The 24,310-nt window shown below is 72.8% G+C and carries 27 protein-coding genes; 22 read left to right on the forward strand and 5 right to left on the reverse strand.

Annotated features, from left to right (window positions below):
• Positions 1-177 precede the first annotated feature (177 nt).
• Entirely contained in the window at positions 178-1,503 is a 1,326-nt protein-coding gene (gene hemL, locus ACYVKX_RS01395; RefSeq protein ID WP_460828720.1) for a glutamate-1-semialdehyde 2,1-aminomutase, read from the forward strand.
• Positions 1,500-2,180 (forward strand): histidine phosphatase family protein, encoded by a 681-nt coding sequence (locus ACYVKX_RS01400; protein WP_460828721.1) that lies wholly within the window; start codon positions 1,500-1,502, stop codon positions 2,178-2,180. Before hemL ends, ACYVKX_RS01400 begins: the two co-directional genes overlap by 4 nt.
• A gap of 102 nt (positions 2,181-2,282) precedes the next feature.
• Here the strand turns inward: ACYVKX_RS01400 and ACYVKX_RS01405 are convergent, their stop codons facing one another.
• A complete protein-coding gene (locus ACYVKX_RS01405) occupies positions 2,283-2,489 on the reverse strand; it encodes a hypothetical protein (protein WP_460828722.1) in 207 nt (68 codons plus the stop codon).
• A gap of 44 nt (positions 2,490-2,533) precedes the next feature.
• Between ACYVKX_RS01405 and ACYVKX_RS01410 the strand changes: the two genes are divergently transcribed.
• The gene (locus ACYVKX_RS01410; RefSeq protein WP_460828723.1) at positions 2,534-2,794 is read left to right on the forward strand and encodes a DUF4229 domain-containing protein; all 261 of its coding nucleotides are present in this window, start codon (positions 2,534-2,536) and stop codon (positions 2,792-2,794) included.
• A gap of 15 nt (positions 2,795-2,809) precedes the next feature.
• Here the strand turns inward: ACYVKX_RS01410 and ACYVKX_RS01415 are convergent, their stop codons facing one another.
• Positions 2,810-3,697, reverse strand: coding sequence for a 1,4-dihydroxy-2-naphthoate polyprenyltransferase (locus ACYVKX_RS01415; protein WP_460828724.1), 888 nt, complete (start codon positions 3,695-3,697; stop codon positions 2,810-2,812).
• A 44-nt stretch (positions 3,698-3,741) separates the two neighbouring features.
• Here ACYVKX_RS01415 and ACYVKX_RS01420 point away from each other — a divergent pair, with 44 nt between their 5' ends.
• Genes ACYVKX_RS01420 through ACYVKX_RS01435 form a run of 4 tightly spaced genes read left to right on the forward strand, consistent with a single transcriptional unit; the run spans position 3,742 to position 9,113 of the window.
• Positions 3,742-4,716, forward strand: a complete 975-nt coding sequence (locus ACYVKX_RS01420; RefSeq protein ID WP_460828725.1) for an AMP-binding protein — start codon at positions 3,742-3,744, stop codon at positions 4,714-4,716.
• The gene (locus ACYVKX_RS01425; protein WP_460828727.1) at positions 4,713-5,654 is read left to right on the forward strand and encodes an o-succinylbenzoate synthase; all 942 of its coding nucleotides are present in this window, start codon (positions 4,713-4,715) and stop codon (positions 5,652-5,654) included. Before ACYVKX_RS01420 ends, ACYVKX_RS01425 begins: the two co-directional genes overlap by 4 nt.
• Complete coding sequence (menD, locus tag ACYVKX_RS01430) at positions 5,651-7,216, forward strand: 2-succinyl-5-enolpyruvyl-6-hydroxy-3-cyclohexene-1-carboxylic-acid synthase (RefSeq protein WP_460828728.1); 1,566 nt, start codon at positions 5,651-5,653, stop codon at positions 7,214-7,216. Before ACYVKX_RS01425 ends, menD begins: the two co-directional genes overlap by 4 nt.
• Before the next feature lie 28 nt (positions 7,217-7,244).
• Positions 7,245-9,113 carry a Na+/H+ antiporter gene (locus ACYVKX_RS01435; RefSeq protein ID WP_460828730.1) on the forward strand — a complete coding sequence of 623 codons (1,869 nt, stop codon included), beginning with the start codon at positions 7,245-7,247 and terminating at the stop codon, positions 9,111-9,113.
• A gap of 84 nt (positions 9,114-9,197) precedes the next feature.
• Here the strand turns inward: ACYVKX_RS01435 and ACYVKX_RS01440 are convergent, their stop codons facing one another.
• Together ACYVKX_RS01440 and ACYVKX_RS01445 are read right to left on the reverse strand one after the other, a co-directional pair.
• Positions 9,198-9,323: a hypothetical protein gene (locus ACYVKX_RS01440; protein ID WP_460828731.1), complete on the reverse strand. Its 126-nt coding sequence runs from the start codon at positions 9,321-9,323 to the stop codon at positions 9,198-9,200.
• Entirely contained in the window at positions 9,320-9,820 is a 501-nt protein-coding gene (locus tag ACYVKX_RS01445; protein ID WP_460828732.1) for a GNAT family N-acetyltransferase, read from the reverse strand. Before ACYVKX_RS01445 ends, ACYVKX_RS01440 begins: the two co-directional genes overlap by 4 nt.
• An 18-nt stretch (positions 9,821-9,838) precedes the next feature.
• On the opposite strand from ACYVKX_RS01445, the gene ACYVKX_RS01450 reads away from it, so the two are divergent.
• A complete protein-coding gene (locus tag ACYVKX_RS01450) occupies positions 9,839-10,474 on the forward strand; it encodes an MBL fold metallo-hydrolase (protein ID WP_460828733.1) in 636 nt (211 codons plus the stop codon).
• 69 nt (positions 10,475-10,543) lie between these two features.
• Positions 10,544-10,831, forward strand: coding sequence for a YciI family protein (locus tag ACYVKX_RS01455; protein WP_460828734.1), 288 nt, complete (start codon positions 10,544-10,546; stop codon positions 10,829-10,831).
• A 92-nt stretch (positions 10,832-10,923) separates the two neighbouring features.
• Here ACYVKX_RS01455 and ACYVKX_RS01460 read toward each other — a convergent pair whose 3' ends face one another.
• Positions 10,924-12,165: an isochorismate synthase gene (locus ACYVKX_RS01460; RefSeq protein WP_460828735.1), complete on the reverse strand. Its 1,242-nt coding sequence runs from the start codon at positions 12,163-12,165 to the stop codon at positions 10,924-10,926.
• 64 nt (positions 12,166-12,229) lie between these two features.
• On the opposite strand from ACYVKX_RS01460, the gene ACYVKX_RS01465 reads away from it, so the two are divergent.
• From ACYVKX_RS01465 to nuoK, 13 genes are all read left to right on the forward strand, one after another.
• A complete protein-coding gene (locus ACYVKX_RS01465; RefSeq protein WP_460828736.1) occupies positions 12,230-12,868 on the forward strand; it encodes a hypothetical protein in 639 nt (212 codons plus the stop codon).
• Between the two features lie 48 nt (positions 12,869-12,916).
• Positions 12,917-13,621: a demethylmenaquinone methyltransferase gene (locus ACYVKX_RS01470; RefSeq protein ID WP_460828737.1), complete on the forward strand. Its 705-nt coding sequence runs from the start codon at positions 12,917-12,919 to the stop codon at positions 13,619-13,621.
• Between the two features lie 180 nt (positions 13,622-13,801).
• Positions 13,802-14,161, forward strand: coding sequence for an NADH-quinone oxidoreductase subunit A (locus ACYVKX_RS01475; RefSeq protein WP_460828738.1), 360 nt, complete (start codon positions 13,802-13,804; stop codon positions 14,159-14,161).
• Between the two features lie 12 nt (positions 14,162-14,173).
• The gene (locus ACYVKX_RS01480) at positions 14,174-14,728 is read left to right on the forward strand and encodes a NuoB/complex I 20 kDa subunit family protein (RefSeq protein ID WP_460828739.1); all 555 of its coding nucleotides are present in this window, start codon (positions 14,174-14,176) and stop codon (positions 14,726-14,728) included.
• Complete coding sequence (locus ACYVKX_RS01485; RefSeq protein ID WP_460828740.1) at positions 14,725-15,453, forward strand: NADH-quinone oxidoreductase subunit C; 729 nt, start codon at positions 14,725-14,727, stop codon at positions 15,451-15,453. The genes ACYVKX_RS01480 and ACYVKX_RS01485 overlap by 4 nt, the downstream gene beginning before the upstream one ends.
• Positions 15,453-16,799, forward strand: coding sequence for an NADH-quinone oxidoreductase subunit D (locus ACYVKX_RS01490; RefSeq protein WP_460828741.1), 1,347 nt, complete (start codon positions 15,453-15,455; stop codon positions 16,797-16,799). Before ACYVKX_RS01485 ends, ACYVKX_RS01490 begins: the two co-directional genes overlap by 1 nt.
• Entirely contained in the window at positions 16,796-17,578 is a 783-nt protein-coding gene (gene nuoE / locus ACYVKX_RS01495; protein ID WP_460828742.1) for an NADH-quinone oxidoreductase subunit NuoE, read from the forward strand. The genes ACYVKX_RS01490 and nuoE overlap by 4 nt, the downstream gene beginning before the upstream one ends.
• Entirely contained in the window at positions 17,575-18,879 is a 1,305-nt protein-coding gene (gene nuoF, locus ACYVKX_RS01500; RefSeq protein ID WP_460828743.1) for an NADH-quinone oxidoreductase subunit NuoF, read from the forward strand. The genes nuoE and nuoF overlap by 4 nt, the downstream gene beginning before the upstream one ends.
• Positions 18,876-21,287: an NADH-quinone oxidoreductase subunit G gene (locus ACYVKX_RS01505; protein ID WP_460828744.1), complete on the forward strand. Its 2,412-nt coding sequence runs from the start codon at positions 18,876-18,878 to the stop codon at positions 21,285-21,287. The genes nuoF and ACYVKX_RS01505 overlap by 4 nt, the downstream gene beginning before the upstream one ends.
• A complete protein-coding gene (nuoH, locus tag ACYVKX_RS01510) occupies positions 21,284-22,585 on the forward strand; it encodes an NADH-quinone oxidoreductase subunit NuoH (RefSeq protein ID WP_460828746.1) in 1,302 nt (433 codons plus the stop codon). Before ACYVKX_RS01505 ends, nuoH begins: the two co-directional genes overlap by 4 nt.
• The gene (gene nuoI, locus ACYVKX_RS01515) at positions 22,585-23,178 is read left to right on the forward strand and encodes an NADH-quinone oxidoreductase subunit NuoI (protein ID WP_460828748.1); all 594 of its coding nucleotides are present in this window, start codon (positions 22,585-22,587) and stop codon (positions 23,176-23,178) included. The genes nuoH and nuoI overlap by 1 nt, the downstream gene beginning before the upstream one ends.
• The gene (locus tag ACYVKX_RS01520; RefSeq protein WP_460828749.1) at positions 23,175-24,005 is read left to right on the forward strand and encodes an NADH-quinone oxidoreductase subunit J; all 831 of its coding nucleotides are present in this window, start codon (positions 23,175-23,177) and stop codon (positions 24,003-24,005) included. The genes nuoI and ACYVKX_RS01520 overlap by 4 nt, the downstream gene beginning before the upstream one ends.
• Positions 24,002-24,301, forward strand: a complete 300-nt coding sequence (gene nuoK / locus ACYVKX_RS01525) for an NADH-quinone oxidoreductase subunit NuoK (protein ID WP_460828750.1) — start codon at positions 24,002-24,004, stop codon at positions 24,299-24,301. The genes ACYVKX_RS01520 and nuoK overlap by 4 nt, the downstream gene beginning before the upstream one ends.
• The last annotated feature ends 9 nt before the right edge of the window (positions 24,302-24,310 follow it).

Consider the following 24,310-nt stretch of genomic DNA (forward strand, 5'->3'; position numbering starts at 1 on the left):
CACGCGCTGCCCGATCCAACGAGCGGGTTACCCACCGGTTACGGTACGCCGACGCTCGGTGTCTCGGACCGTCTTTCACGAGACGTCCCCTACCCGTCCTCGTGACGGTGAAACACGTTCCAGTGCGGCCCGCGACCCCCGACGCCCACCCCTGGGCGCCTCGGGGACAATGGGCCGGTGCCCGCCCCGACCGCCGACACCGCCCGCTCCCGCGCGCTCTTCGAGCGTGCCCGCACGGTGACCCCGGGCGGGGTGAACTCCCCGGTCCGCGCGTTCAACGCCGTCGGCGGCACGCCCCGGTTCATCAGGTCCGCCTCCGGCGCCTGGCTCACCGATGTCGACGGCCACGAGTACGTCGACCTGATCTGCTCGTGGGGTCCGATGCTGCTCGGCCACGCCCACCCCGAGGTGCAGGCCGCGGTCGCGGCGGCGGTCGCCCGCGGCACGTCGTACGGCACGCCGACCGAGCCCGAGGTCGAGCTCGCCGAGGAGATCGTCGCCCGCGCGCCGGTCGAGCGGGTCCGCCTCGTGTCCTCCGGCACCGAGGCCACCATGTCGGCGATCCGGCTGGCCCGCGGCGTCACCGGCCGCGAGGTGGTCGTGAAGTTCGCCGGCTGCTACCACGGCCACGTCGACGCGCTGCTGGCCTCGGCCGGCTCCGGGCTGGTCACGTTCGCGCTCCCGGGTACGCCGGGCGTGCCGGCCTCGTCCACCGCGCTCACCCTCGTGCTGCCCTACAACGACCGGGCCGCGGTGGAGAGGGCGTTCGCCGAGCACGGCGACCGGATCGCCTGCCTGATCACCGAGGCCGCGCCCGGCAACATGGGCGTCGTCCCTCCGCAGCCGGGCTTCAACGCGTTCCTCGCCGAGACCTGCCGGCGGCACGGCGCGCTGTTCGTCAGCGACGAGGTGATGACCGGCTTCCGCGCGTCGCGGCTCGGTCAGTGGGGCCTGGACGGCGCCGGCGAGGGCTGGCGCCCCGACCTGGTCACCTTCGGCAAGGTGATGGGCGGCGGCTTCCCGGCCGCGGCCTTCGGCGGCCGGGCCGACGTGATGGGCCACCTCGCGCCCGAGGGGCCGGTCTACCAGGCCGGCACGCTGTCGGGGAACCCGATCGCCACCACCGCCGGCCTCGCCACGCTCCGGCTCGCCACCGACGAGGTCTACGCCCACATCGGCGCCGCCGCCGACACCGTCAAGACGGCCGCCTCCGACGAGCTGAGCCGGGCCGGCGTCGCGCACGTCGTGCAGGCGGCCGGCACGATGTTCTCGGTCTTCTTCACGGATCGGTCGGTGCGCGACTTCGACGACGCCTCGACCACCGACCAGCGGGCCTACGCGGCGTTCTTCCACGCGATGCTCGACCGCGGCGTCTACCTGCCGCCATCGGCGTACGAGGCATGGTTCCTGTCCTCGGCCCACGACGAGCGCGCCGTACAGACCGTGCTCGACGCGCTACCCCACGCCGCGCACGCCGCGGCCGCCGCCCAGGAGCGCGCGTGACCACCCCCGACACGATCGTCCACCTGCTCCGCCACGGCGAGGTCCACAACCCCGGCGGCATCCTCTACGGGCGCCGCGACGGGTTCCACCTCTCCGACCTCGGCAACCGGATGGCCCAGCAGGTCGCCGACGCGATCGGGGACCGCGACATCACCCACCTGCGGGTCTCGCCGCTCGAGCGCGCCCAGGAGACCGCCCGGCCGCTGGCCGCGGCGCGCGGCCTGGAGGTCGTGACCGACGAGCGGGTGATCGAGTCGACCAACAGGTTCGAGGGCATCAACTTCGGCGAGGGCGCGCTGACGATCGTCAAGCGCCCCCGGCTGTGGCGCTACCTGTGGAACCCGTTCCGCCCTTCGTGGGGCGAGCCGAGCCGCGAGATCGTCGCCCGGATGATGGCGGCGGTGTACGACGCCCGCGCGGCCGCCGCCGGCCACGAGGCGGTGATCGTCTCCCACCAGCTGCCGATCTGGTCCACGCGCCTCCACGTGGAGGGACGCCGTCAGCTGCACGACCCGCGCAGCCGCCAGTGCACGCTGTGCTCGCTGACCTCCCTGCACTTCGTCGGCGACCGGATCACCCAGGTCAGCTACTCCGAGCCGGCCGGCGACCTGATCCCGCTCAAGGACAAGTTCGCGCCGTTCTCGGCCGGCGACGCGCCCGAGGAGAGGCGGCCCTGACCACCGGCCCGTTCTGGGCGCACCGGACCCGCGCGGGCCGAGTCGGCGCATCTTGCCCGCCGCCGGCGGGCAAGATGCGCCGACTCGACGGCTACCCGGAGCTCACTCCGGGTCCTCGGGGTGCTTGCGCTTGCGGTCGAGGTCGCGGAGGAAGTCGGGGTCGTCGTCGGGGCCGATGATGCGCGGGGGCTGCGGCCGGGGCCGCGCGCGGCGTGGGGGTGCGGGTGCGATGCCGCGCTGCTGGAACGCGCGCGTCGTCAGGTAGACGGCGAGCGCGATCAGGATCACCAGCAGCAGGAGCTTCAGCACCCCTCCAGAGTAGGCACTCGGTGGTCACGCCTACCCTGAATCCCGTGAAGGAGTTCTGGATCTACACCGGCCTGCGTGCACTGCTGTTCCTGGCGTCCTTCGGGATCGTCGTCGGGCTGTGGCTCCTGTTCACCGACGACGTGTCCGTCCTCGCGGCGCTCATCATCGCGCTGGTCGTCAGCGGAGTCGGCTCGTACTTCCTGCTCAACCGACCGCGCGAGCTGCTCGCCCGCCAGGTGCAGAGCCGCGCCGAGCGGATGACCGCGAAGGTGGAGGAGATGAAGGCCAAGGAGGATCAGGACTGAGTCCTGGCCCGCGGCTCAGCCGCAGACCACCAGCGCGGCGGCGACCAGGGCCGCCCAGAGCAGCTCGGCGAGGCCGGTCTCCTGGAGCACCGGGACGAGGCCCGGGCCGGTGGCGCCCCCGAGGACCGTGCGGGCCGCGGGCACGGCGAGCACCAGGAACCCGAGCCCGATCAGCGCGCACCACGACGTCACGGCCGCGACCGCGACGACTGCGGCGGCGGCGAGGACGACGAGCAGCGCGTAGAGGAGGCGGGTACGGCGGTCGCCGAGCTGCACCGCCAGCGTCCGCTTGCCGGCGACGGTGTCGGTGGGGATGTCGCGGAGGTTGTTGGCGACCAGGATCGCGCAGGCGAGGGCGCCGACGCCGACGGCGGCCGCCAATGCCGCCCACTCCCAGGTCTCGGTCTGCACGTACGCCGTACCGACGACGGCGACGAGCCCGAAGAACACGAACACCATGACCTCGCCGAGGCCCAGGTAGCCGTAGGGCCTCGAGCCGCCGGTGTAGAACCACGCCGCCAGCGCCGAGACCAGCCCGACCAGCACCAGCCACCAGGCCGTGGTCGCGGCGAGCACGATGCCGGCGGCGCCCGCGACCCCGAAGGCCAGGAACGCCGCCCGCTTCACCGCCCTTGGCGTCGCCGCGCCCGAGCCGACGAGCCGCATCGGGCCGACCCGGTCGGCGTCGGTGCCGCGGACGCCGTCGGAGTAGTCGTTCGCGTAGTTGACCGCCACCTGCAACGCCAGCGACACCACGAGCGCGAGCAGCGCCTTCCACCAGACGCTCTGGCCGGCGTACGCCGCAACGCCGGTGCCCGCCAGGACCGGAGAGACGGCCGCGGGGAGCGTGCGCGGCCGGGCGCCGGCGAGCCACTGTGCTGGCCGAGGATGGGAGGGTGCCACGACCGGAGATTCAAGCACTGCGCGGCACCACTAGCCTCGTCCGGGTGGAGATCGAGCGGGTGGCGGCGTGGCTCGCCGCGGACGACCCCGCGCCCTGGGTGGTCGAGACCTCCGGGTCCACCGGCGCGCCGAAGCGGGTGCTGCTCCCGCGGACCGCGGTGCTGGCCTCGGTGGAGGCCAGCGCGCGCCGGCTCGGCGCGACCGGCCGCTGGCTGCTGGCGCTGCCGGCGTCGTACGTCGCCGGGCTGCAGGTGATCTGCCGGTCGCTCGTCGCCGGGCAGCCGCCGGTGGTGCTCGGCGACGACTTCGCGGCGGCGGCCCGGGACGCGGAGTTCGTGTCGCTCGTCCCGACGCAATTGCGCCGGTTGCTCGACACCGACGCCGACTCGCTGCGCGCCCTCCACACGGTGCTGCTCGGCGGCGGGCCGATCGACTCCGCGCTGCGGCGTCGCGCCGAGGACGCGGGCGTCCACGTCGTGGCGACGTACGGCTCGGCCGAGACGGCCGGCGGCTGCGTCTACGACGGCTACCCGCTCGACGGCGTGGCCGTCGCGCTCGACGCCGACGGGCGGATCCGGATCGGCGGGCCCACCCTCTTCGCGGGGTACGACGGCGAGCCCGAGCGCACCGCCGAGGTGCTCGTCGACGGCTGGTTCCGCACCTCCGACGCCGGCCGGCTCGACGAGGACGGCCGGCTGAGCGTGCTCGGCCGGCTCGACGACATGGTCGTCAGCGGGGGGGTGAACGTGCCCGCGACTGCCGTAGCGGCGCAATTGCGCCGACATCCCGCGGTCGAGGCCGCCGAGGTGGTCGGCGTGCCGGACGAGGAGTGGGGCCACCGGGTGGTGGCCTTCGTCGTCGGCCGCATCGGCGCCGACGAGGCCCGCGACTGGGTCGCCGCGGCCCACCCCCGGTCGTGGGCGCCTCGGCAACTGGTCGTGCTCGACGCGATCCCGCTGCTCGGCAACGGCAAGCCCGACCGGCTCGCGCTGAAAGCCTCCGTCACGGAGCGGCGATGAGGGTCTGGAGCCTGCCGATGCGCACGCGCTTCCGCGGCATCACGGTCCGCGAGGGCGTGCTGCTGCGGGGGTCGTCCGGCTGGGGCGAGTGGAGCCCGTTCCTGGAGTACGACGACGAGGTGGCCGAGCCCTGGCTGCGCTGCGCCGAGGAGGCAGCCGCCGGTGACTGGCCCGCGCCACTGCGCGAGAGCGTCCCGGTCAACGTGACCGTCCCCGCGGTCGACCCCGACCGGGCGCATGAGATCGTCCGCGAGAGCGGCTGCCGCACCGCCAAGGTGAAGGTCGCCGAGCCCGGCCAGTCGCTCGCGGGGGACGAGGCCCGGCTGGAGGCGGTGCGCGACGCGATCGGCCCGGACGGCCGGGTGCGCGTCGACGCCAACGGCGGCTGGGACGTCGACACCGCCCTCGCCCGGATCGCCGTGCTCGACCGCGCCGCCGGAGGGTTGGAGTACGTCGAGCAGCCGTGCGCGAGCGTCGAGGAGCTCGCTGCGGTACGCCGTGCGGTCGACGTGCCGATCGCCGCCGACGAGTCGATCCGCCGCGCGGCTGACCCCTACCGCGTACGCGACCTCGAGGCCGCGGACGTCGCCGTGCTCAAGGTGCAGCCGCTGGGCGGCGTCCGCGCCTGCCTGCGGATCGCCGAGGACATCGGTCTGCCGGTGGTGGTGTCGTCGGCGCTGGAGACCAGCGTCGGCATCGCGGCCGGGGTGGCGCTGGCCGCCGCGCTGCCGGAGCTGCCTTACGCGTGCGGGCTGGCGACCGTGCAGCTGCTCGAGCGCGATGTCGTGGTCGATCCGCTGCTGCCGGTCGACGGCGTGCTGCCGGTGCGGGTGCCGGTCGTCGACGAGTCGTTCGTCGCCGCCGAGCCCGACCGAGTGGCGCACTGGGAGGCCCGGCTCGCCGCGGTCCGCGCGGTGCGGCAGGATCGGCGTCGATGAGCTCCACCGCGCTGGCCCGCCGGGTGGTCGCCGCCCTGGTCGAGGCCGGCGTCACCGAGATCGTGGTCGCGCCCGGGTCGCGCAACGCTCCCCTCTCCTTCGCCGCGTACGACGCCGCCGCGGCCGGCCTGGTCCGGCTGCACACCCGGATCGACGAGCGCACCGCCGGATTCCTCGCGCTCGGGCTCTCGCGCAACCACCGCCGCGCGGCGGTGGTCTGCACGTCCGGCACCGGCGTCGCCAACCTGCACCCGGCGGTCCTCGAGGCCGCCCACGCGGATGTCGACCTGGTCGTCGTCACCGCCGACCGGCCGGCCCGGCTGCGCGGCACCAGCGCCAACCAGACCACCGACCAGGTGGGCGTCTTCGGGCCGCTGGTCGCCACCCAGGACGCCAGTCGGGCGATGGACCTGCTCACCGCCGGGCCGGTGCACCTCAACGTGCCGCTCGACGAGCCGCTGGTGCCCGGGGACCGGTGGACGCCCGACGTCACGCCCGGCCCGGGCGTCGTGCGAGCGCGCCCGGCCATCCACGTGACGATCCCGACCGGGCCGCGCACGGTCGTGGTCGCCGGCGACGACGCCGGCCCGCCCGCGCGGGTGCTCGCCCAGGACGCCCACTGGCCGCTGCTCGCCGAGCCGTCCAGCGGCTCGCGCACCGGCGAGAACGCGATCCGCACCTACCGCCTGCTGTTGGCCTCCCAGCTGGGCGAGCGCATCGAGCGGGTGGTCGTCTGCGGCCACCCCACCCTGTCGCGGCCGGTCGGCCGGCTGCTCGCGCGGCCCGACGTCCAGGTGATCGACACGCCGGCGTACGGCGTCTGGAGCGAGCGGCCGTTCCCGGTCGACGAGCGGCTGATCGTGGTGCCGACGGTCGAGACCCCGGACGACCCGGCCTGGCTGGAGGAGTGGCACGCCGCCGACCGGTCCGTGTCGCGCCGGCTCGACGCGCTGCTCGCCGCCGAGCCCGACCTCACCCCGCACGAGGTCGCCGGCGCGGTCGCCCGGGCGCTCCCCGAGGGCGGGCTGCTCGTGGTGGGCGCGTCCAGCCCGATCCGCGACCTCGACCTGATGGTCCCGCGCTACCGGGTCGGCGCCCGCCGCAAGGTGCTCGCCAACCGCGGTCTGGCCGGCATCGACGGCACCGTCTCCACCGCGATCGGAGCCGCGCTGGCGCGCTCGGACTCCACCCGCGCGCTGGCGCTGATGGGCGACGTGACCTTCCTGCACGACGCCAACGGCCTCGTCGTCGGCCCCGGCGAGCCGGTGCCCGACCTGACGATCGTCGTGGTCAACGACGACGGCGGCTCGATCTTCGCGATGCTGGAGCAGGGCGCGGGGGAGTACGCCGAGCAGTACGAGCGCCTCTTCGGCACCCCGCACGGCGTCGACCTCGCGAGCCTCTGCGCCGCCACGCGTACCCCACACCTCCGGGTCACGTCCCTGCCCGAGCTCGAGCAGGCCCTCGCCAGCCCCAACGGCGGCGTCGAGGTCGTCGAGGCCGTCGTCCGCCGCGACAACCGCCGCGAGCTGGACGAGCGGATCCGCGCCCTGCGCCCGTAGGAGACTGCGGCCATAGGAGAATGGGCCGGTGGACGTCGCGCTCTTCCTGATCGCGCTCGCCGTCGGCGTACTGGCGGGCGTCGTGGTGTCGCGCCGGATCGGGGTCCCGGCGCCGCTGCTGCTCGTGGTCGCCGGCGTGGCGGCGTCGTTCCTGCCGTTCGTGCCGCAGATCCACCTCGAGCCCGAGGTGGTCCTCATCGGGCTGCTGCCGCCGCTGCTCTACGCCGCCGCACTCTCCTCGTCGTTGGTGGACTTCAACGCCTACCGGCGCCCGATCCTGCTGCTCTCGGTCGGCCTGGTGCTCTTCACGACCCTCGGCGTCGGCGTGCTCGTGCACGCGCTGGTGCCGGGCATCTCCTGGCCGGTGGCGTTCGCCGTGGGCGCCGTGGTCGCACCCCCGGACGCGGTCGCCGCGACCGCGATCGGCCGCCACATCGGCCTGCCGCGCAAGATCGTCACGATCCTGGAGGGCGAGTCGCTGTTCAACGACGCCACCGCGCTGGTGCTGCTGCGCACCGCGCTCGGCGCGACGCTGGTCGGCGTCGAGGCCTGGCGAGTCGGCCTCGACTTCGTGGTGGCGGCCGTCGGTGGCGCGGCCGTCGGACTGGCGGCGTACTGGCTGGTCGCCCGGATCCGCCGCCGGATCACCGACCCGGCGGTCGACGTCGCGCTCTCGCTGGTGGTGCCGTTCGCCAGCTACCTCCTCGCGGAGGAGATCCACGCCTCGGGCGTGATCGCGGTCGTCGTGGCCGGCCTGCTGCTCGGCCACCGGGCGCCGGTCCTGCAGACCGCCCAGTCGCGGATCGCGGAGCGGATCAACTGGCGCACGATCGCGTTCCTGCTCGAGAACGCCGTCTTCGCGCTGATCGGCCTCCAGGCGCAGTGGCTCTTCCAGGACCTCGCCGACAGCGACCTGGGCGCCGGCCGGATCGTCGCGGTGTGCCTCGCGACGCTGGCCGCGGTGATCGTGCTGCGGCTGGTGTGGGTGCTCGGGTCGCGGTGGGTGCTGTTCCGCCGGCCGCGCGACCCCGACGCCAGCCACGGCGCGCCGCCGTGGTCGTTCATGTTCCTGCTCGGCTGGGCCGGCATGCGCGGCGTCGTCACGCTCGCCGCCGCGTTCGTCATCCCCGTCGACACCGAGTACCGCGAGGTGCTGCTGATGATCGCGTTCACGGTCGTGGCCGGGACGCTGCTCATCCAGGGCCTCTCGCTGCCGATGCTCGCGCGCCGGCTCCGCGTCCCCGCGCCCGACCCCCTGGACGACGCGCTCGCCCGCGCGACCCTGCTCCAGCAGGCGTCCAAGGCCGCGCTGGAGGAGCTCGACGAGCTGGAGTACGACGACCACGCCGGTGTCGTCGACCTGATCCGGCAGCGGCTGGACCAGCGCAACTTCGCCGCCTGGGAGCGGCTCGGCACCCAGGCCGACCGGGAGTCGCCGGCCGCGCTCTACTATCGGATCCGCAGCCAGCTGATCGACGCCGAGCGCCGCCGGATCCTCGAGATCCGCAGCGACGGCAACGTCCCGTCCGAGGTGGTCGCCGACGTGCTCGCGATGCTCGACGTCGAGGAGTCGATGCTCGACAGCGCCGAGCAGGAGCGCGACGAGACAGCGTCGTACGCCGCCCGCCGCTGGCAGATCGGGGACAATTGCGCCGATCTGGACAGGTTCCCGGCGTCGGACGACGCGCCGTCGACGTACTGCCAAGCCTGCCTGGACGCCGGCACCCAGTGGGTGTCGCTGCGCCGCTGCCTGGAGTGCGGCAACGTCGGCTGCTGCGACTCCTCGCCGCTCCAGCACGCCACCGAGCACTTCCACGACACCCGGCACCCGGTCATGCAGTCCGCCGAGCCCGGCGAGGACTGGCGGTGGTGCTACGTCCACCACCTGACGGCGTAGGTGGGTCTGGGCGCGCATGTAACGCCGGGTTACTGCTTGTTCCCACGGTGTTGCAACCTGGTGGGAAGAGTGGGTAACCCGGCGTTACATGCTCGGCACGAAGCGGATCAAGTGCCCGAGGCAGTGGTGCATGCCGGCGCCGAAGCCGTGGTGGGGCGGGCGCTGCTGGGTGATGTCGAACGCCGGGTCGGAGAGGTCGAAGGAGGTCACGATCGCACCATCCGGATCTCCCAGGCGTCCAGGCCCGCGTAGTGCTCGCGGGCGCCGTCGGGCGCGAACCCGTTGCGGCGGTAGAAGCCCCGCGCGCGCTCGTTGGCCTCCAGCACCCACAGCGAGCACGGCCCGTCGGGCCGGACGGCGTCCCAGAGCCGCTGGCCGAGGCCGGTGCCCCACCAGGCCGCGCGGGTGTAGATCGCATGGAGCTCGTACGGCGTCGCGCCGTCCTCGTCGCGGCTCGGGCCGACCACGGAGAACCCGACCGGCTCGCCGTCCGCCTCGGCCAGCATCCGGGGCGGCCCGTGGGCCAGGTGCCTCGTCCAGGCGGAGATCCAGCGGCCGGTGTCGGCCAGCCGTTCGGCGAGCAGGTCGCCGTCGACGTACGGACCGTAGGCCTCGCGCCAGCAGGCGGCGTGCAGCGCGGCACAGGCCGCGGCGTCGGCGGGCACGGCGGTGCGCAGGGTGACGGTCATCCGGTCGGGACGGGGCACGGTGGCATCGTAGGCACCATGCGGATCACCAAGTTCGGCCATGCCTGCGTCCGGATCGAGCACGAGGGCACGACGGTCGTGCTCGACCCCGGCGTCTGGAGCCAGGCCGAGGCGGTCGCCGGCGTGGACGCGGTGCTGATCACCCACGAGCACGCCGACCACTACCTGCTCGACCACCTGCTGGCCGCAGACGCGCCGGTGTTCACGATCGCCTCCGTCGCGGAGAAGATCCGCGCCGACGCGCCATCGCTCTCCGACCGGCTGACCGTCGTCGCGCCGGGGGAGACCTTCGACGTCGGCGTACCCGTGCGCGCGGTCGGCGAGCTGCACGCCGTGATCCACCCGGAGTTCGAGCGGATCGCCAACAGCGGCTACGTCCTCGACCTCGGCGGCACGAGGGTCTACCACCCGGGCGACGCCCTCACCGCGCCCGGCGAGCCCGTCGACGTGCTGTGCGTGCCGGTGTCCGCGCCGTGGCTGAAGGCGTCCGAGGCGATCGACTTCGCGCGCGCCGTGCGCGCCCCGCGCAACCTGGCGATCCACGACCGGGTCTACAGCGAGGCCGGCCTGGGCATCGTGGACACGCACATGAGCGCGTTCCTGCCGAACGAGGGGCTCGAGTACGTCCGCCGCGCGGACGGGCAGGACCTGTGACCACGAGGCGACTCGCATGCGGCGGACCCGCCAACGGTCGCGCTCCGGGTGCCGGGCAGGATCTGTGACATGGCGATCTTCTGCGCGACCTACGAGTACGACCCCGCCGCGACCGAGGCCCTCGACCGCCTCCGCCCGGCCCATCGGGACTGGCTCGCCGAGCAGCCGCAGCTGCTGGCCAGCGGCCCGACCGACGCCGGCGGCGCCGTACTCGTCTGGGAGGGCGAGTCCGCGGCCGACGTCGAGGCGATCCTCGACCGCGACCCACTCCACGACGCCGGCGTCATCTCCGAGCGCCGGGTCGTCGGGTGGCAGATCGTCCGGGGCCGGTGGCGGGAGCCGCTGGGCATCGCGTGAGCGACTGGTCAGGCCGTCCCTGACGTTGTCAGGGGTTGCAACGGCCGACAACGTCAGGGATCCCCGGCTGACCGGGGAAACCGACAGGCAGCTCAGCCCGCCGTCAGCGCGTCCCGCACGGGGACGAACTTCGCCTGCGCCTCGGCCAGCTCGGCCTCGGGGTCGGAGTCGGCGACGATGCCGCAGCCGGCGAAGAGGCGCACGGTGGAGCCGGCGATGCGGGCCGAGCGCAGCGCGATGCCCCACTCGCCGTCGCCGGTGGCGTCCATCCAGCCGACCGGGCCGGCGTAGCGGTCGCGGTCCATGCCCTCGATCTCGGCGATCAGGGCCGTGGCGGTGGCGGTCGGGGTGCCGCCGACGGCCGCGGAGGGGTGCAGCGCCTCGGCGAGCTGGAGCGAGGAGACGGTGGCCGCGTCGTGCACGACGCCGGCGACGTCGGTCGCCAGGTGCATGACGTTGGGCAGGTGGAGGACGAACGGCGCCTCGGGCACGTTCATCGAGGAGCAGTGCGGCTCCAGGGCGTCGGCGACCGAGCGGACGGCGTACTCGTGCTCCTCGAGGTCCTTCGACGAGCGGGCCAGGGTGGCGGCCAGCGCGAGGTCGCGCTCGTCGTCGCCGGTACGCCGGATGGTGCCCGCCAGCACGCGGGAGGTGACCAGGCCGCGCTCGCGGCGCACCAGCATCTCCGGCGTCGCGCCGAACAGGCCGTCGACGTGGAAGGTCCAGCACATCGGGTAGATCTCGGCCAGCCGCCGCAGCGGCCAGCGCACGTCGATCGGCTCGTCGGCGGTCGCGACCAGGTCGCGCGCGAGCACGACCTTCTCCAGGTCGCCACGGCCGATCCGGGCGACGGCGTCGGCGACGACCGACATCCACTGCTCGCCGTTGAGCGCGCCATCGGCGAAGCTCACGCCGACCGGCGCGGCCGGGGGCTCGACAGCCGACAGCGACGGGGTCGGTACGTCGACCGTGGTCAGCCAGGCAACGCCGCCCCGCCGGCCGACGACGACCTGGGGCACCACCAGCACCGAGCCGCCCGGGTCGCCCGGGTCGCCCGGCTCGTCCGCGAACGCGAACGTCCCGAACGAGACCAGCCCGGATCCGGGCTCGTTCACCTCGTCCACCACGGTCGCGCGAGCGGTCGTCTCGCGCCACCACTTGTCCGCGTCGGCGAACCGGGTCGCGCCGCGGGTGCGCACCTCGGCGGCGACACCCCACCCCACCAGGCCGTCGCCGCGGCGCAGCCACGTCACCGGACGGTCGCCGGGGACCAGGTCGAGGAGCCGCGTGGCCTCCTCGAGGTCGAGGCGGACGGTGCGGACGGTCAACGTCACGGGCCGAGACTACTCACGGACCCGACCGGACCCGGCGAGGGGCGGACGGGTAGCGTCGCGGAGCGTGAGCACGAGCACTTCCTCCGGCCGCACCGCCACCTGGGCGGGCATCGCCGTCGGCGTCGTACTGCTGGGCCTGATGGCCGCCTTCGCGATCGGGCTGCCGAAGGCGGCCAAGGCGGAGGAGCCCACGCCGCAGGTCGACCTGAGCCTCCCGGACACGCTGCCGGGCGGGTACGCCGCCGCCGACCTCGCCGCGTCCTTCGCGGACGGCGACCTGGCCGCGCAGGCCGACGCCATCGCGAAGCAGCAGGCGGCGAGCACGGAGTACGGCAACCAGGTGCTGCCCGAGGTCCTCGGCGCTCCGGCGGTCACGCGCAGCTACGTCGCCGACGGCACCAAGGCGGTGTTCGTGCAGGCGTTCCAGGCCGAGGGCGGCGCATTCGCGCCGGGCTCGCTCACCGATCCGCAGTCCACCGGCGGTGCGGGCGGCGTCACCATGGAGAGCATCGACGGCGCCGCGTGCATCCTCAGCTACGGGCAGAGCCAGGGCACCAGTCAGGACGCCGGTCCCGGCGACCCGACGTCCACCCAGTGCCAGCTCACGCAGGGCGGGATCACCGTGCAGGTGCAGTCCGCCGAGGTCGCCGGCGCCGACCTGGTCGCGCTCGCCCGGGCGATCCTGAAGGGCTACGCCCAGTAGCCGACCACGCCAGGGGCAGCCAGTGGTCGCCGCCAGTAGTCTCTGCGGGTGGTCCGCGCCGAGCTCGACAAGCAGCCCTCCGACGTCCGGTCGATGTTCGATGCCGTCGCGCGCCGCTACGACGTCACCAACGACGTCCTCTCGCTCGGGCAGGACCGCCGGTGGCGTCAGGCGGTACTCGTCGCCGTCGACCCGAGGCCGGGGGAGCGCGTGCTCGACTTGGCCGCCGGCACCGGCACGTCGAGCCAGCCGTTCGCCGACCGGGGCGCGATCGTCGTCCCGTGCGACTTCTCGATCGGCATGCTCCGGGTCGGCAAGCGGACCCGGCCGCGCCTGCCGTTCACGGCCGGCGACGGCACCCGGCTGCCGTTCGCCGACGGCACCTTCGACGCGGTGACGATCTCGTTCGGGCTGCGCAACATCGTCGACCCGCTCGCGGGCCTGCGCGAGCTGCGCCGGGTGACCCGGCCCGGCGGCCGGCTGGTCGTCTGCGAGTTCAGCCACCCGACCTGGGCGCCGTTCCGCACGGCGTACGTCGAGTACCTCATGCGCGCGCTCCCGCCGATCGCCCGCGCGCTGTCGTCGTCCCCCGACGCCTACGTGTACCTCGCCGAGTCGATCCGGGCCTGGCCCGACCAGGCCGGCCTGGCCGCGATGATCGCGGCCGCCGGCTGGCAGGCGCCGCAGTGGCGCAACCTCTCCGGCGGCATCGTCGCCCTCCACCGCGCCACCACCCCTGCAGCTGCGAATTAGCGCACGTCCCCATTGTGTAATTCCGCAGGTCAGCGCGGATTTCGGGACCTTGGTCCTCGTTGTCGACCCCTGGGTGCGAGGGCGTTTCGAGAGTGGTTAGATGTTGGTCGGGCCACTTAGTGATTCGGTTCACAAGGTCACAATGGGTGGTCCGGCTGTGGCTCGGAAGAGAGGCGAGGGATGGAGCTCTACACGCCGGTGCTGGCACTGGCCGCCCTGGCCGCGTTGTTCGCGGTCTTCTCCCTGGTGATGAGCACCGCCGTCGGTCCCCGGCGCTACAACCGCGCCCGGCTGGACTCCTACGAGTGCGGCATCGAGCCCACGCCGCAGCCGCTCGGCGGCGGCCGGTTCCCGGTGAAGTACTTCATCACCGCGATGCTCTTCATCGTCTTCGACATCGAGATCATCTTCCTCTACCCGTGGGCGGTGCAGTTCGACCAGATGGCGCTGTTCGGGCTGGTCGAGATGGTCCTGTTCATCGCCACCGTGTTCATCGCCTACACCTACGTATGGCGCCGCGGCGGCCTCGACTGGGACTGAGGAGTCACCACGATGGGAATTGAAGAGAAGCTCCCCAGCGGCGTCCTGCTGACGACCGTCGAGGGCGTCGCCGGCTACATGCGCAAGGCGTCGTTCTGGCCCGCGACCTTCGGCCTGGCCTGCTGCGCCATCGAGATGATGACGACCGGCGGCCCCAAGTACGACCTCGCGCGCTTCGGCATGGAGGTGTTCCGCGCCAGCCCGCGGCAGGCCGACCTGATGATCGTCGCCGGCCGGGTGAGCCAGAAGATGGCGCCGGTGCTCCGCCAGATCTACGACCAGATGCCGAACCCCAAGTGGGTGCTGGCGATGGGCGTCTGCGCGAGCAGCGGCGGCATGTTCAACAACTACGCCATCGTCCAGGGCGTCGACCACGTCGTCCCCGTCGACATGTACCTCCCCGGCTGTCCGCCGCGCCCGGAGATGCTCATCGACGCGATCCTCAAGCTGCACGACCAGGTCCAGCACACCAAGCTCGGCCCGAACCGCGCCAAGGAGATCGTCGAGCTCGAGACCGCCGCGCTGGCCGCGCTGCCCACCTCGGAGATGAGGGGCCAGCTGCGATGACGGAGCGCGACCACACCGACGAGACCCCGGAGAACGTGCCGGCGCCGACGGGCGAGGTCCGAAGGGTCGGCGTCCGCCACGGCATGTTCGGCGCCCGCGGCACCGGCGACACCAGCGGGTACGGCGGCCTGACCCAGGCGATCGCCTACCCCGGCGACGCGCGGCGCCCGTTCGGCGGGTGGTACGACGAGGTCGCCGACGCGCTGGAGGCCGCGCTGGTCGACGTACGGGAAGGCGACGACGGGCTGGAGGTCGCCGCTCCGCGCGTGGTGATCCACCGCGGCGAGATCACCTTCCACGTCCGGCGCGAGGACCTGCTCGCCGTGGCGAAGGTGCTGCGCGACGACCCGCGGCTGCGCTTCGAGTTCTGCTCCGGCGTCAGCGGCGTGCACTACCCCGACGACACCGGCCGCGAGCTGCACGCGGTCTACCACCTGCTGTCGATGACCCACAACCGCCGGATCCGCGTCGAGGTCACCGCGCCGGACGCCGACCCGCACGTGCCGTCGATCGTGTCGGTCTACCCCACCAACGACTGGCACGAGCGCGAGGCGTTCGACATGTTCGGCCTCGTCTTCGACGGCCACCCCGCGCTCACCCGCATCCTGATGCCCGACGACTGGCCGGGTCACCCACAGCGCAAGGACTACCCCCTCGGCGGCATCCCCGTCGAGTACAAGGGGGGCACGGTCCCACCGCCCGACCAGCGGAGGAGCTACAGCTGATGAGCCAGGACCTCTACGCCGGCAGCAGCGAGACGACCGAGGGCCGGGTGTTCACGGTCACCGGGCAGGACTGGGACTCGATCGTCGACAGCCTCGCGGAGGAGGCCGACGAGCGCGTCGTCGTCAACATGGGCCCGCAGCACCCGTCGACCCACGGCGTGCTCCGGCTGATCCTCGAGCTCGAGGGCGAGACGGTGACCGAGGCCCGCTGCGGCGTCGGCTACCTCCACACCGGCATCGAGAAGAACATGGAGTTCCGCTCCTGGACGCAGGGCACGACGTTCTGCACCCGGATGGACTACCTCTCGCCGTTCTACAACGAGGCGACCTACGTGCTCGGCGTCGAGCGGCTGCTCGGCATCGATGGCCAAGGAGATGACTCGGTCCCGGAGAAGGCCCAGGTGATGCGGGTCCTGCTCATGGAGCTCAACCGGATCTCCTCCCACCTGGTCGCCATCGCGACCGGCGGCATGGAGATCGGCGCGCTCACCGTGATGACGATCGGCTTCCGCGAGCGCGAGCTGGTGCTCGACCTGTTCGAGCTGATCACCGGGCTGCGCATGAACCACGCGTTCATCCGCCCCGGCGGCGTCGCGCAGGACCTGCCGCCCGGCGCGCTCGACGAGATCCGCGGCTTCATCGCGCTGATGCGCAAGCGGCTCCCGGAGTACGCCGACCTCTGCAACGCCAACCCGATCTTCAAGGCCCGGCTCGAGGGCGTGGGCCACCTCGACCTCGAGGGCTGCCTCGCGCTCGGCCTGTCCGGCCCGGTGCTGCGCAGCACCGGCTACCCCTGGGACCTGCGCAAGACCCAGCCCTACTGCGGCTACGAGACCTACGACTTCGACGTGCAGACGTGGGACACGTCCGACTCCTACGGCCGGTTCCGGGTCCGCCTCGCCGAGATGTGGGAGTCGCTGAGGATCGTCGAGCAGGCCGCCGAGCGGCTCGCGAAGCTGGACGGCGCCCCGGTCATGGTCGCGGACAAGAAGATCGCCTGGCCCAGCCAACTCGCCATCGGCAGCGACGGCATGGGCAACTCCCTGGACCACATCCGGCACATCATGGGCGAGTCGATGGAGGCGCTGATCCACCACTTCAAGCTGGTGACCGAGGGCTTCCGGGTCCCGCCCGGCCAGGCGTACGTGCCGGTCGAGTCGCCGCGCGGCGAGCTCGGCGCGCATGTCGTCTCCGACGGCGGCACCCGCCCTTTCCGGGCGCACTTCCGCGACCCGTCGTTCACCAACCTCCAGGCCACGAGCGTGATGAGCGAGGGCGGCATGGTCGCCGACGTCATCGTCGCGATCGCGTCCATCGACCCCGTGATGGGAGGCGTCGACCGGTGATCGACGACAAGACGTACGCCGAGCTGCGCGAGATCGCCGCCCGCTACCCGGAGCCGCGCTCCGGGCTGCTGCCGATGCTGCACCTCGTGCAGTCGGTCGAGGGCCGGGTCACGCCGGAGGGCATCGAGGCGTGCGCCGAGATCCTCGACATCTCGGCCGCGGATGTCAGCGGCGTCGCGACGTTCTACACGATGTACAAGCGCCGCCCGGTCGGCGACTACCACGTCGGCGTCTGCACCAACACGCTCTGCGCGGTGATGGGCGGCGACGCGATCTTCGAGCGGCTCCAGGACCATCTGGGCGTCGGCAACGACGAGACCACCGAGGAGGCCCCGGGCAGGCGGAGCATCACCCTCGAGCACGTCGAGTGCAACGCCGCCTGCGACTTCGCGCCCGTGATGATGGTCAACTGGGAGTTCCTGGACAACATGACCCCGCAGTCCGCCGTACAGGTCGTCGACGACCTCCGCGAGGGCAGGGAGGTCCACTCGACCCGCGGCCCGCGCGTGGTCACCTGGCGCGAGGCGGAGCGGGTGCTCGCCGGCTACCCCGACGGCCTCGCCGACGACGGCCCGGCCGCCGGCCCGGCCTCGCTGGTCGGCCTCAGGCTGGCCCGAGAGAAGGGCTGGACTGCCCCCTCGCCGGACGATCCGCCGAGCCAGAGGGCCAGCAGCGGCCGTACGGCTGACACCAAGGCCGAGGCCGTATCCCAGGCGGACACGTCCCGCGCCGAGAGCGAGAGTCAGCAGCAAGAGACTGAAACGGAGGACTCCAAGTGACGCTGTCTCCCGTCCTCACCGCCAACTGGGGCGACGACCGCGCCTGGACCCTCGCGTCCTACGCGGCCCGCGGCGGCTACCGGGCGCTCGACAAGGCCTTCGCGATGGCGCCCGACGCCGTCATCGAGGCGGTCAAGGAGTCCGGCCTGCGCGGCCGCGGCGGCGCCGGCTTCCCGACCGGCATGAAGTGGGGCTTCATCCCGCAGAGCAACCCGAAGCCCAAGTACCTCGTCGTCAACGCCGACGAGTCCGAGCCGGGCACCTGCAAGGACATCCCGCTGATGATGGCCAGCCCGCACACCCTGGTCGAGGGCGTGATCATCAGCAGCTACGCCATCCGCGCGAACAAGGCGTTCATCTACATCCGCGGCGAGGTGCTCCACGTGATCCGCCGCGTGCAGCGCGCGGTCGAGGAGGCCTATGCCGCCGGCCATCTCGGCAGGGACATCCACGGCTCGGGCTTCGACCTCGACGTCGTGGTCCACGCGGGTGCGGGTGCCTACATCTGCGGCGAGGAGACCGCGCTGCTCGAGGGTCTCGAGGGCCGCCGCGGCCAGCCGCGGCTGCGCCCGCCGTTCCCCGCGGTCGCCGGCCTCTACGCCAGCCCGACGGTCATCAACAACGTCGAGTCGATCGCGTCGGTGCCGAGCATCATCGAGCACGGCCACGGCTGGTTCGCCTCGATGGGCACCGAGAAGTCCAAGGGCTTCGGCATCTTCTCGCTCTCCGGCCACGTGCGGCGGCCCGGCCAGTACGAGGCGCCGCTCGGCATCACGCTGCGCACGCTGATCGACCTGGCCGGCGGCGTCCGCGAGGGCCACGAGCTCAAGTTCTGGACACCCGGCGGCTCCAGCACGCCGCTGCTCACGGCCGAGCACCTCGACGTACCCCTCGACTTCGAGGGCGTCGGCGCCGCGGGCTCGATGCTCGGCACCCGCGCGCTGCAGATCTTCGACGACACCGTCTGCGTGGTGCGCGCCGTGCTGCGGTGGACGGAGTTCTACAAGCACGAGTCCTGCGGCAAGTGCACGCCGTGCCGCGAGGGCACCTGGTGGCTCGTGCAGGTGCTGTCCGCGCTGGAGAGGGGGCAGGGCAGCGAGGCCGACCTCGACCTGCTGCTCGACCAGTGCGACAACATCCTCGGCCGCTCCTTCTGCGCGCTCGCCGACGGCGCGACCAGTCCGATCGTGAGCTCGATCCAGTACTTCCGCGACGAGTACGTCGCGCACCTCGCCCAGGGCGGCTGCCCGTTCGACCCGGCCGCCTCGACCCTGTTCGCACCGGAGGGGGCACCCGCATGACGCAGACACCCGAGAAGGTGGACACCGTCAGCCTCACCATCGACGGCGTCCAGGTCAGCGTCCCCAAGGACACCCTGGTGATCCGCGCGGCCGAGCAGGTCGGCGTGCAGATCCCGCGGTTCTGCGACCACCCGCTGCTCGCGCCGGTCGGCGCCTGCCGCCAGTGCCTGGTCGAGGTCCCCGACGCCGGCAACGGCCGCGGCTTCCCCAAGCCGCAGGCCTCCTGCACGCTGCCGGTCGCCGAGGGCATGGTCGTCAACACCCAGGCCACCAGCCCGGTCGCGGACAAGGCGCAGCAGGGGATCATGGAGTTCCTGCTGGTCAACCACCCGCTGGACTGCCCGGTCTGCGACAAGGGCGGCGAGTGCCCGCTGCAGAACCAGGCGATGAGCAACGGCCGCGGCGAGACCCGCTTCGAGGGCGTCAAGCGCACCTACCCCAAGCCGATCAACATCTCCGCGCAGGTGCTGCTCGACCGCGAGCGCTGCGTGCTCTGCGCTCGCTGCACCCGCTTCTCCGAGCAGATCGCCGGCGACCCGTTCATCGCGCTGGTCGAGCGTGGCGCGCTCCAGCAGGTCGGCATCTACGAGCGCGAGCCGTTCGACTCCTACTTCTCCGGCAACACGATCCAGATCTGCCCGGTGGGCGCGCTGACCAGCGCCGACTACCGCTTCCGCTCCCGCCCGTTCGACCTGGTCTCCACGCCGGGCGTCGCCGAGCACGACGCCTGCGGCTCGGCGATCCGCGTCGACCACCGGCGGGGCAAGGTGATGCGCCGCCTGGCCGGCAACGACCCCGAGGTCAACGAGGAGTGGATCACCGACAAGGACCGGTTCGCCTTCCACTACGCGACCGAGGCCGACCGGCTCTCCTACCCGCGGGTGCGCGACCGCGTGGAAGACGGGGGAGACGGCGAGCTGCGGCCCGCGTCCTGGCCCGAGGCCTTCGCCGTGGCGGCCCGCGGCCTGCAGGCCGCGGGCGCCACCGGCGTACTCACCGGCGGCCGGCTGACCGCCGAGGACGCCTACGCCTACAGCACGTTCGCCCGGGTCGCGCTCGGCACCAACGACATCGACTTCCGCGCCCGCCCGCACTCCGCCGAGGAGGCGTCGTTCCTCGCGAGCGAGGTCGTGCTGCGAAACGACGTCTCGTACGCCGACCTCGAGTCGGCCACCACCGTCGTGCTCGCCGGGCTCGAGCCCGAGGACGAGGCCGGCATGGTCTTCCTGCGGCTGCGCAAGGCCGCCGGCTCCACCCGGCCGGGGGGAGGCACCCGCGTCGTCTCCGTCGCGCCGTACGCCTCGCGCGGTCTGGAGAAGATGCGCGGCACGCTCATCGCGACCGCGCCCGGCGACGAGCCGGCCGCGATCGACGGGCTGATCGACCAGGGCGTCGACCAGCACGCCGTGATCCTCGTCGGCGAGCGCCTCGCCACCGTGCCCGGTGCGCTGAGCGCCGCCGCGAGCCTGGCCGCGAAGACGGGCGCCCGGCTGGCCTGGGTGCCGCGCCGGGCCGGCGACCGCGGCGCGGTCGAGGCCGGCTGCCTGCCGAACCTGCTGCCCGGAGGCCGCCCGGTCGCCGACGCCCGGGCCCGCGTCGACGCCGCCACCGCCTGGGGCGTCGAGCACCTGCCCGACGCGGCCGGACGCGACGGCGACGCGATCGTCGCCGCGCTCGCCGACGGCGCCCTCGGCGGGCTCGTCGTCGGCGGCGTCGACCCCGACGACACGACCGACCCGGCGGCCACCCGCGCGGCGATCGACGCGGCGTCGTTCGTCGTCGCGCTCGAGGTCCGCGAGACCGACGTGACCCGCGCCGCCGACGTGGTGTTCCCGGTCGCGCCGGTCGCCGACAAGGCCGGCACGTTCGTCACCTGGGAGGGCCGCCCGCGGCCGTTCGAGGCGGTGTTCTCCAGCGCGAGCTCGCTGCCCGACCTGCGCATCCTCGCCGGCATCGCCGAGGAGCTGAGCTCGATGGGGACGGGGCACCCGCTGGGCTTCCGCACCGTCGCCGAGGTCCGCGCCCAGATGGAGGAGATGGGCCCGTGGGACGGCGACCGCGCCGCGCACACCGCCGTCGCCGCGGGCTCGACGGTCTCGACCACCGGGGGGTTCGCGCTCGCGACGTGGAAGCTGATGGTCGACAACGGCTCGATGCAGGACGGCGACAAGGCCTACCGCGCCACCGGTCGTACGCCGGTCGCGCGGTTGAGCCGGGCGGTGTACGACGCGCACGGCCCGACCGTCACCCTGACCGGTGACCGCGGCTCGGTGACGCTGCCCGCGGAGCCGGCGGACCTCGCCGACGACGTGGTGTGGGTGCCGGCCAACTCGTTCGGCAACGGCGTGCTCGCGGACCTCGCCTCGCCGGGCAGTCGCGTGCAGGTCACGAAGGGAGCCGACCGGTGAACACCCTGCTGATCCCGATGGCCGACGACCTGTCCGAGTTCGGGCAGGACAGCTGGTGGGTCGTCATCGTCAAGGCCGTGCTGATCTTCCTGATCCTCGTGCTGCTCACGCTGTTCAACATCTGGCTGGAGCGCCGCGTCGTCGCGCGGATGCAGCACCGCATCGGCCCCAACGTCCACGGCCCGTTCGGCCTGCTCCAGTCGCTCGCCGACGGCGTGAAGCTCGCGCTCAAAGAGGACATCGTCCCCAAGGCCGCCGACAAGGTGGTCTTCGTGATCGCCCCCGTCATCTCGGCCACCGCGGCGTTCGTGACGTTCGCGGTGATCCCCTTCGGCCCGGTGGTGACGATCCCGTTCACCGACACCGAGACCCCGCTCCAGCTCACCGACATGCCGGTCGCCGTGCTGTTCGTGCTGGCGATCGCGTCGATCGGCATCTACGGCATCGTGCTCGGCGGCTGGTCCAGCGGCTCGACGTACTCCCTGCTCGGCGGCCTGCGCTCGAGCGCCCAGATGATCTCCTACGAGGTCGCGATGGGCCTCGCGCTGGTCGCGGTGTTCCTCTACGCCGGCTCGATGTCGACCTCCGAGATCGTGGCCGCCCAGGACGACCTGTGGTTCGGCCTGATCCTGGTGCCGTCCTTCGTCATCTACGTGATCTCGATGGTCGGCGAGACCAACCGCGCGCCGTTCGACCTCCCGGAGGCCGAGGGCGAGCTGGTCGGCGGCTTCCACACCGAGTACAGCTCGCTGAAGTTCGCGCTGTTCTTCCTCGCCGAGTACATCAACATGGCGACGGTGTCCGCGCTCGCGACCACGCTGTTCCTGGGCGGGTGGGCCGCGCCGTTCTGGATCGACGAGGTCTGGGCGGGCGCCAACCAGGGCTACTGGCCGGTGCTGTGGTTCCTCGGCAAGGTGATGTTCTTCGTCTTCATCTTCATCTGGCTGCGCGGCTCGCTGCCGCGGCTGCGCTACGACCAGTTCATGGCGTTCGGCTGGAAGCGGCTGATCCCGATCTCCCTGGTCTGGATCGTCGCGGTCGCCACGATCCGCTCGGTCACGCTCGACGGCGGCATCGACCGGCAGTACCTCCTGATCGGCGTCGGCGCGCTCGCGCTGATCTTCCTGGTGCTGTTCTTCGTCGGCGACAAGGCCGCCGAGGAGGAGGCCGCCCCCGAGGCCGCGCCGGCCACCGGCGGCTTCCCGGTCCCGCCGATGCCGGCCGGCGGCGCCGTCCGCGGTGCGGCCCAGCCGCTGACCTTCACCTCGAGCTCCACCGTCACGGGAGGGGACGCCTGATGGCCGACGAGCAGTCCAAGAGTCTCAAGGCGCAGTTCTGGGACCCGGTCGCCGGGTTCGGGGTGACCTTCCGGACCATGTTCAAGAAGGTCGTCACCGAGCAGTACCCCTTCGAGAAGATGCCGACGGCGCCACGCTTCCACGGCCGGCACCAGCTCAACCGCTGGCCCGACGGCCTCGAGAAGTGCGTGGGCTGCGAGCTCTGCGCCTGGGCCTGCCCGGCCGACGCGATCTACGTCGAGGGCGCGTCGAACAGCGACGATCCCGACGGGGAGGGGCGCTTCAGCCCCGGTGAGCGCTACGGCCGCGTCTACCAGATCAACTACCTGCGCTGCATCCTGTGCGGCCTGTGCATCGAGGCCTGCCCGACCCGGGCGCTCACGATGACCAACGAGTACGAGCTGGCCGACACCAACCGCGCGGACCTGATCTACGAGAAGCAGGACCTGCTCGCCCCGCTGCTGCCGGGCATGGAGCAGCCGCCGCACCCGATGCGGCTCGGCGACGACGAGGGCGCCTACTACCGCGGCGAGTACTCCGCGCCGGCGCCGGTGGTCGAGCCGGTCGAGACCCGGGGAGGCGAGAGCCGGTGATCGAGTTCTGGATCCTCGCCCCGATCATGGTGCTCGCCGCACTGGGCATCCTGTTCGTCCGCAAGGCCGTGCACGCCGCGCTGCTGCTGGCGGTCGTGATGATCAACCTCGCGTTCCTCTACGCGGGCCTCGACGCGCCGTTCCTGTTCGCGGTGCAGATCATCGTCTACACCGGCGCGATCCTGATGCTGTTCCTGTTCGTGCTGATGCTCGTCGGCGTCGACGCCTCCGACTCGACGGTCGAGACGATCCGCGGCCAGCGCGCGACGGCGATGGTCGGCGGCCTGCTGCTCGGCCTGGTGCTCGTCGCCGGCCTCGGCCAGATCTCGCTCGGCGCCGCGGTCGGGCTCGACGACGCGAACGACGGCGGCAACGTCCAGGCGCTCGCGAACATCCTGTTCTCGCGCTACGTCTTCGCCTTCGAGATCACCAGCGTCCTGCTCATCACGGCGGCCGTCGGGGCCATGGTCCTCGCCCACCGCGAGCGGCTGACGCCCAAGGCCGGCCAGGCCGAGCAGGCCGCCCAGCGCGTGCGCGACTACGCCGAGAAGGGCACCCACCTCGGCCCGCTGCCGCCACCGGGCGTCTACGCCCGCCACAACGCGGTCGACACGCCCGCGCTGCTCCCGGACGGTACGGCGGCGGAGTCCTCGGTCTCCCGCGTGCTCGCCGCCCGCGGCACCGTGCGCTCGGGGCCGGCGATGGCCGAGGACGTCGACGAGATCGAGGCCCAGCTCGGCGGCTCGACGCACGCCGGCCGCGAGGGCGCCGTCCCCGCGTCCACCGTCGAGGAGACGCCCGCCACCGGGGGTGACGACCACCGATGAACATCACCGCGTACGTCGTCCTCTCGGCGATCCTCTTCACGATCGGCTGCGTCGGCGTCCTGACCCGCCGCAACGCGATCGTCGTGTTCATGTGCGTCGAGCTGATGCTCAACGCCACGAACCTCGCGCTGGTCGCGTTCGCCAAGCAGCACGGCAACCTCGACGGCCAGGTCGCCGCCTTCTTCGTGATGGTGGTGGCCGCGGCCGAGGTCGTGATCGGGCTCGCGATCATCATGACCATCTTCCGGACCCGTCGCTCGGCCTCGGTCGACGACGCCAGCCTCCTCAAGTACTAGGAGATCGCG

The sequence above is a fragment of the Nocardioides hungaricus genome (genome assembly GCF_054782915.1).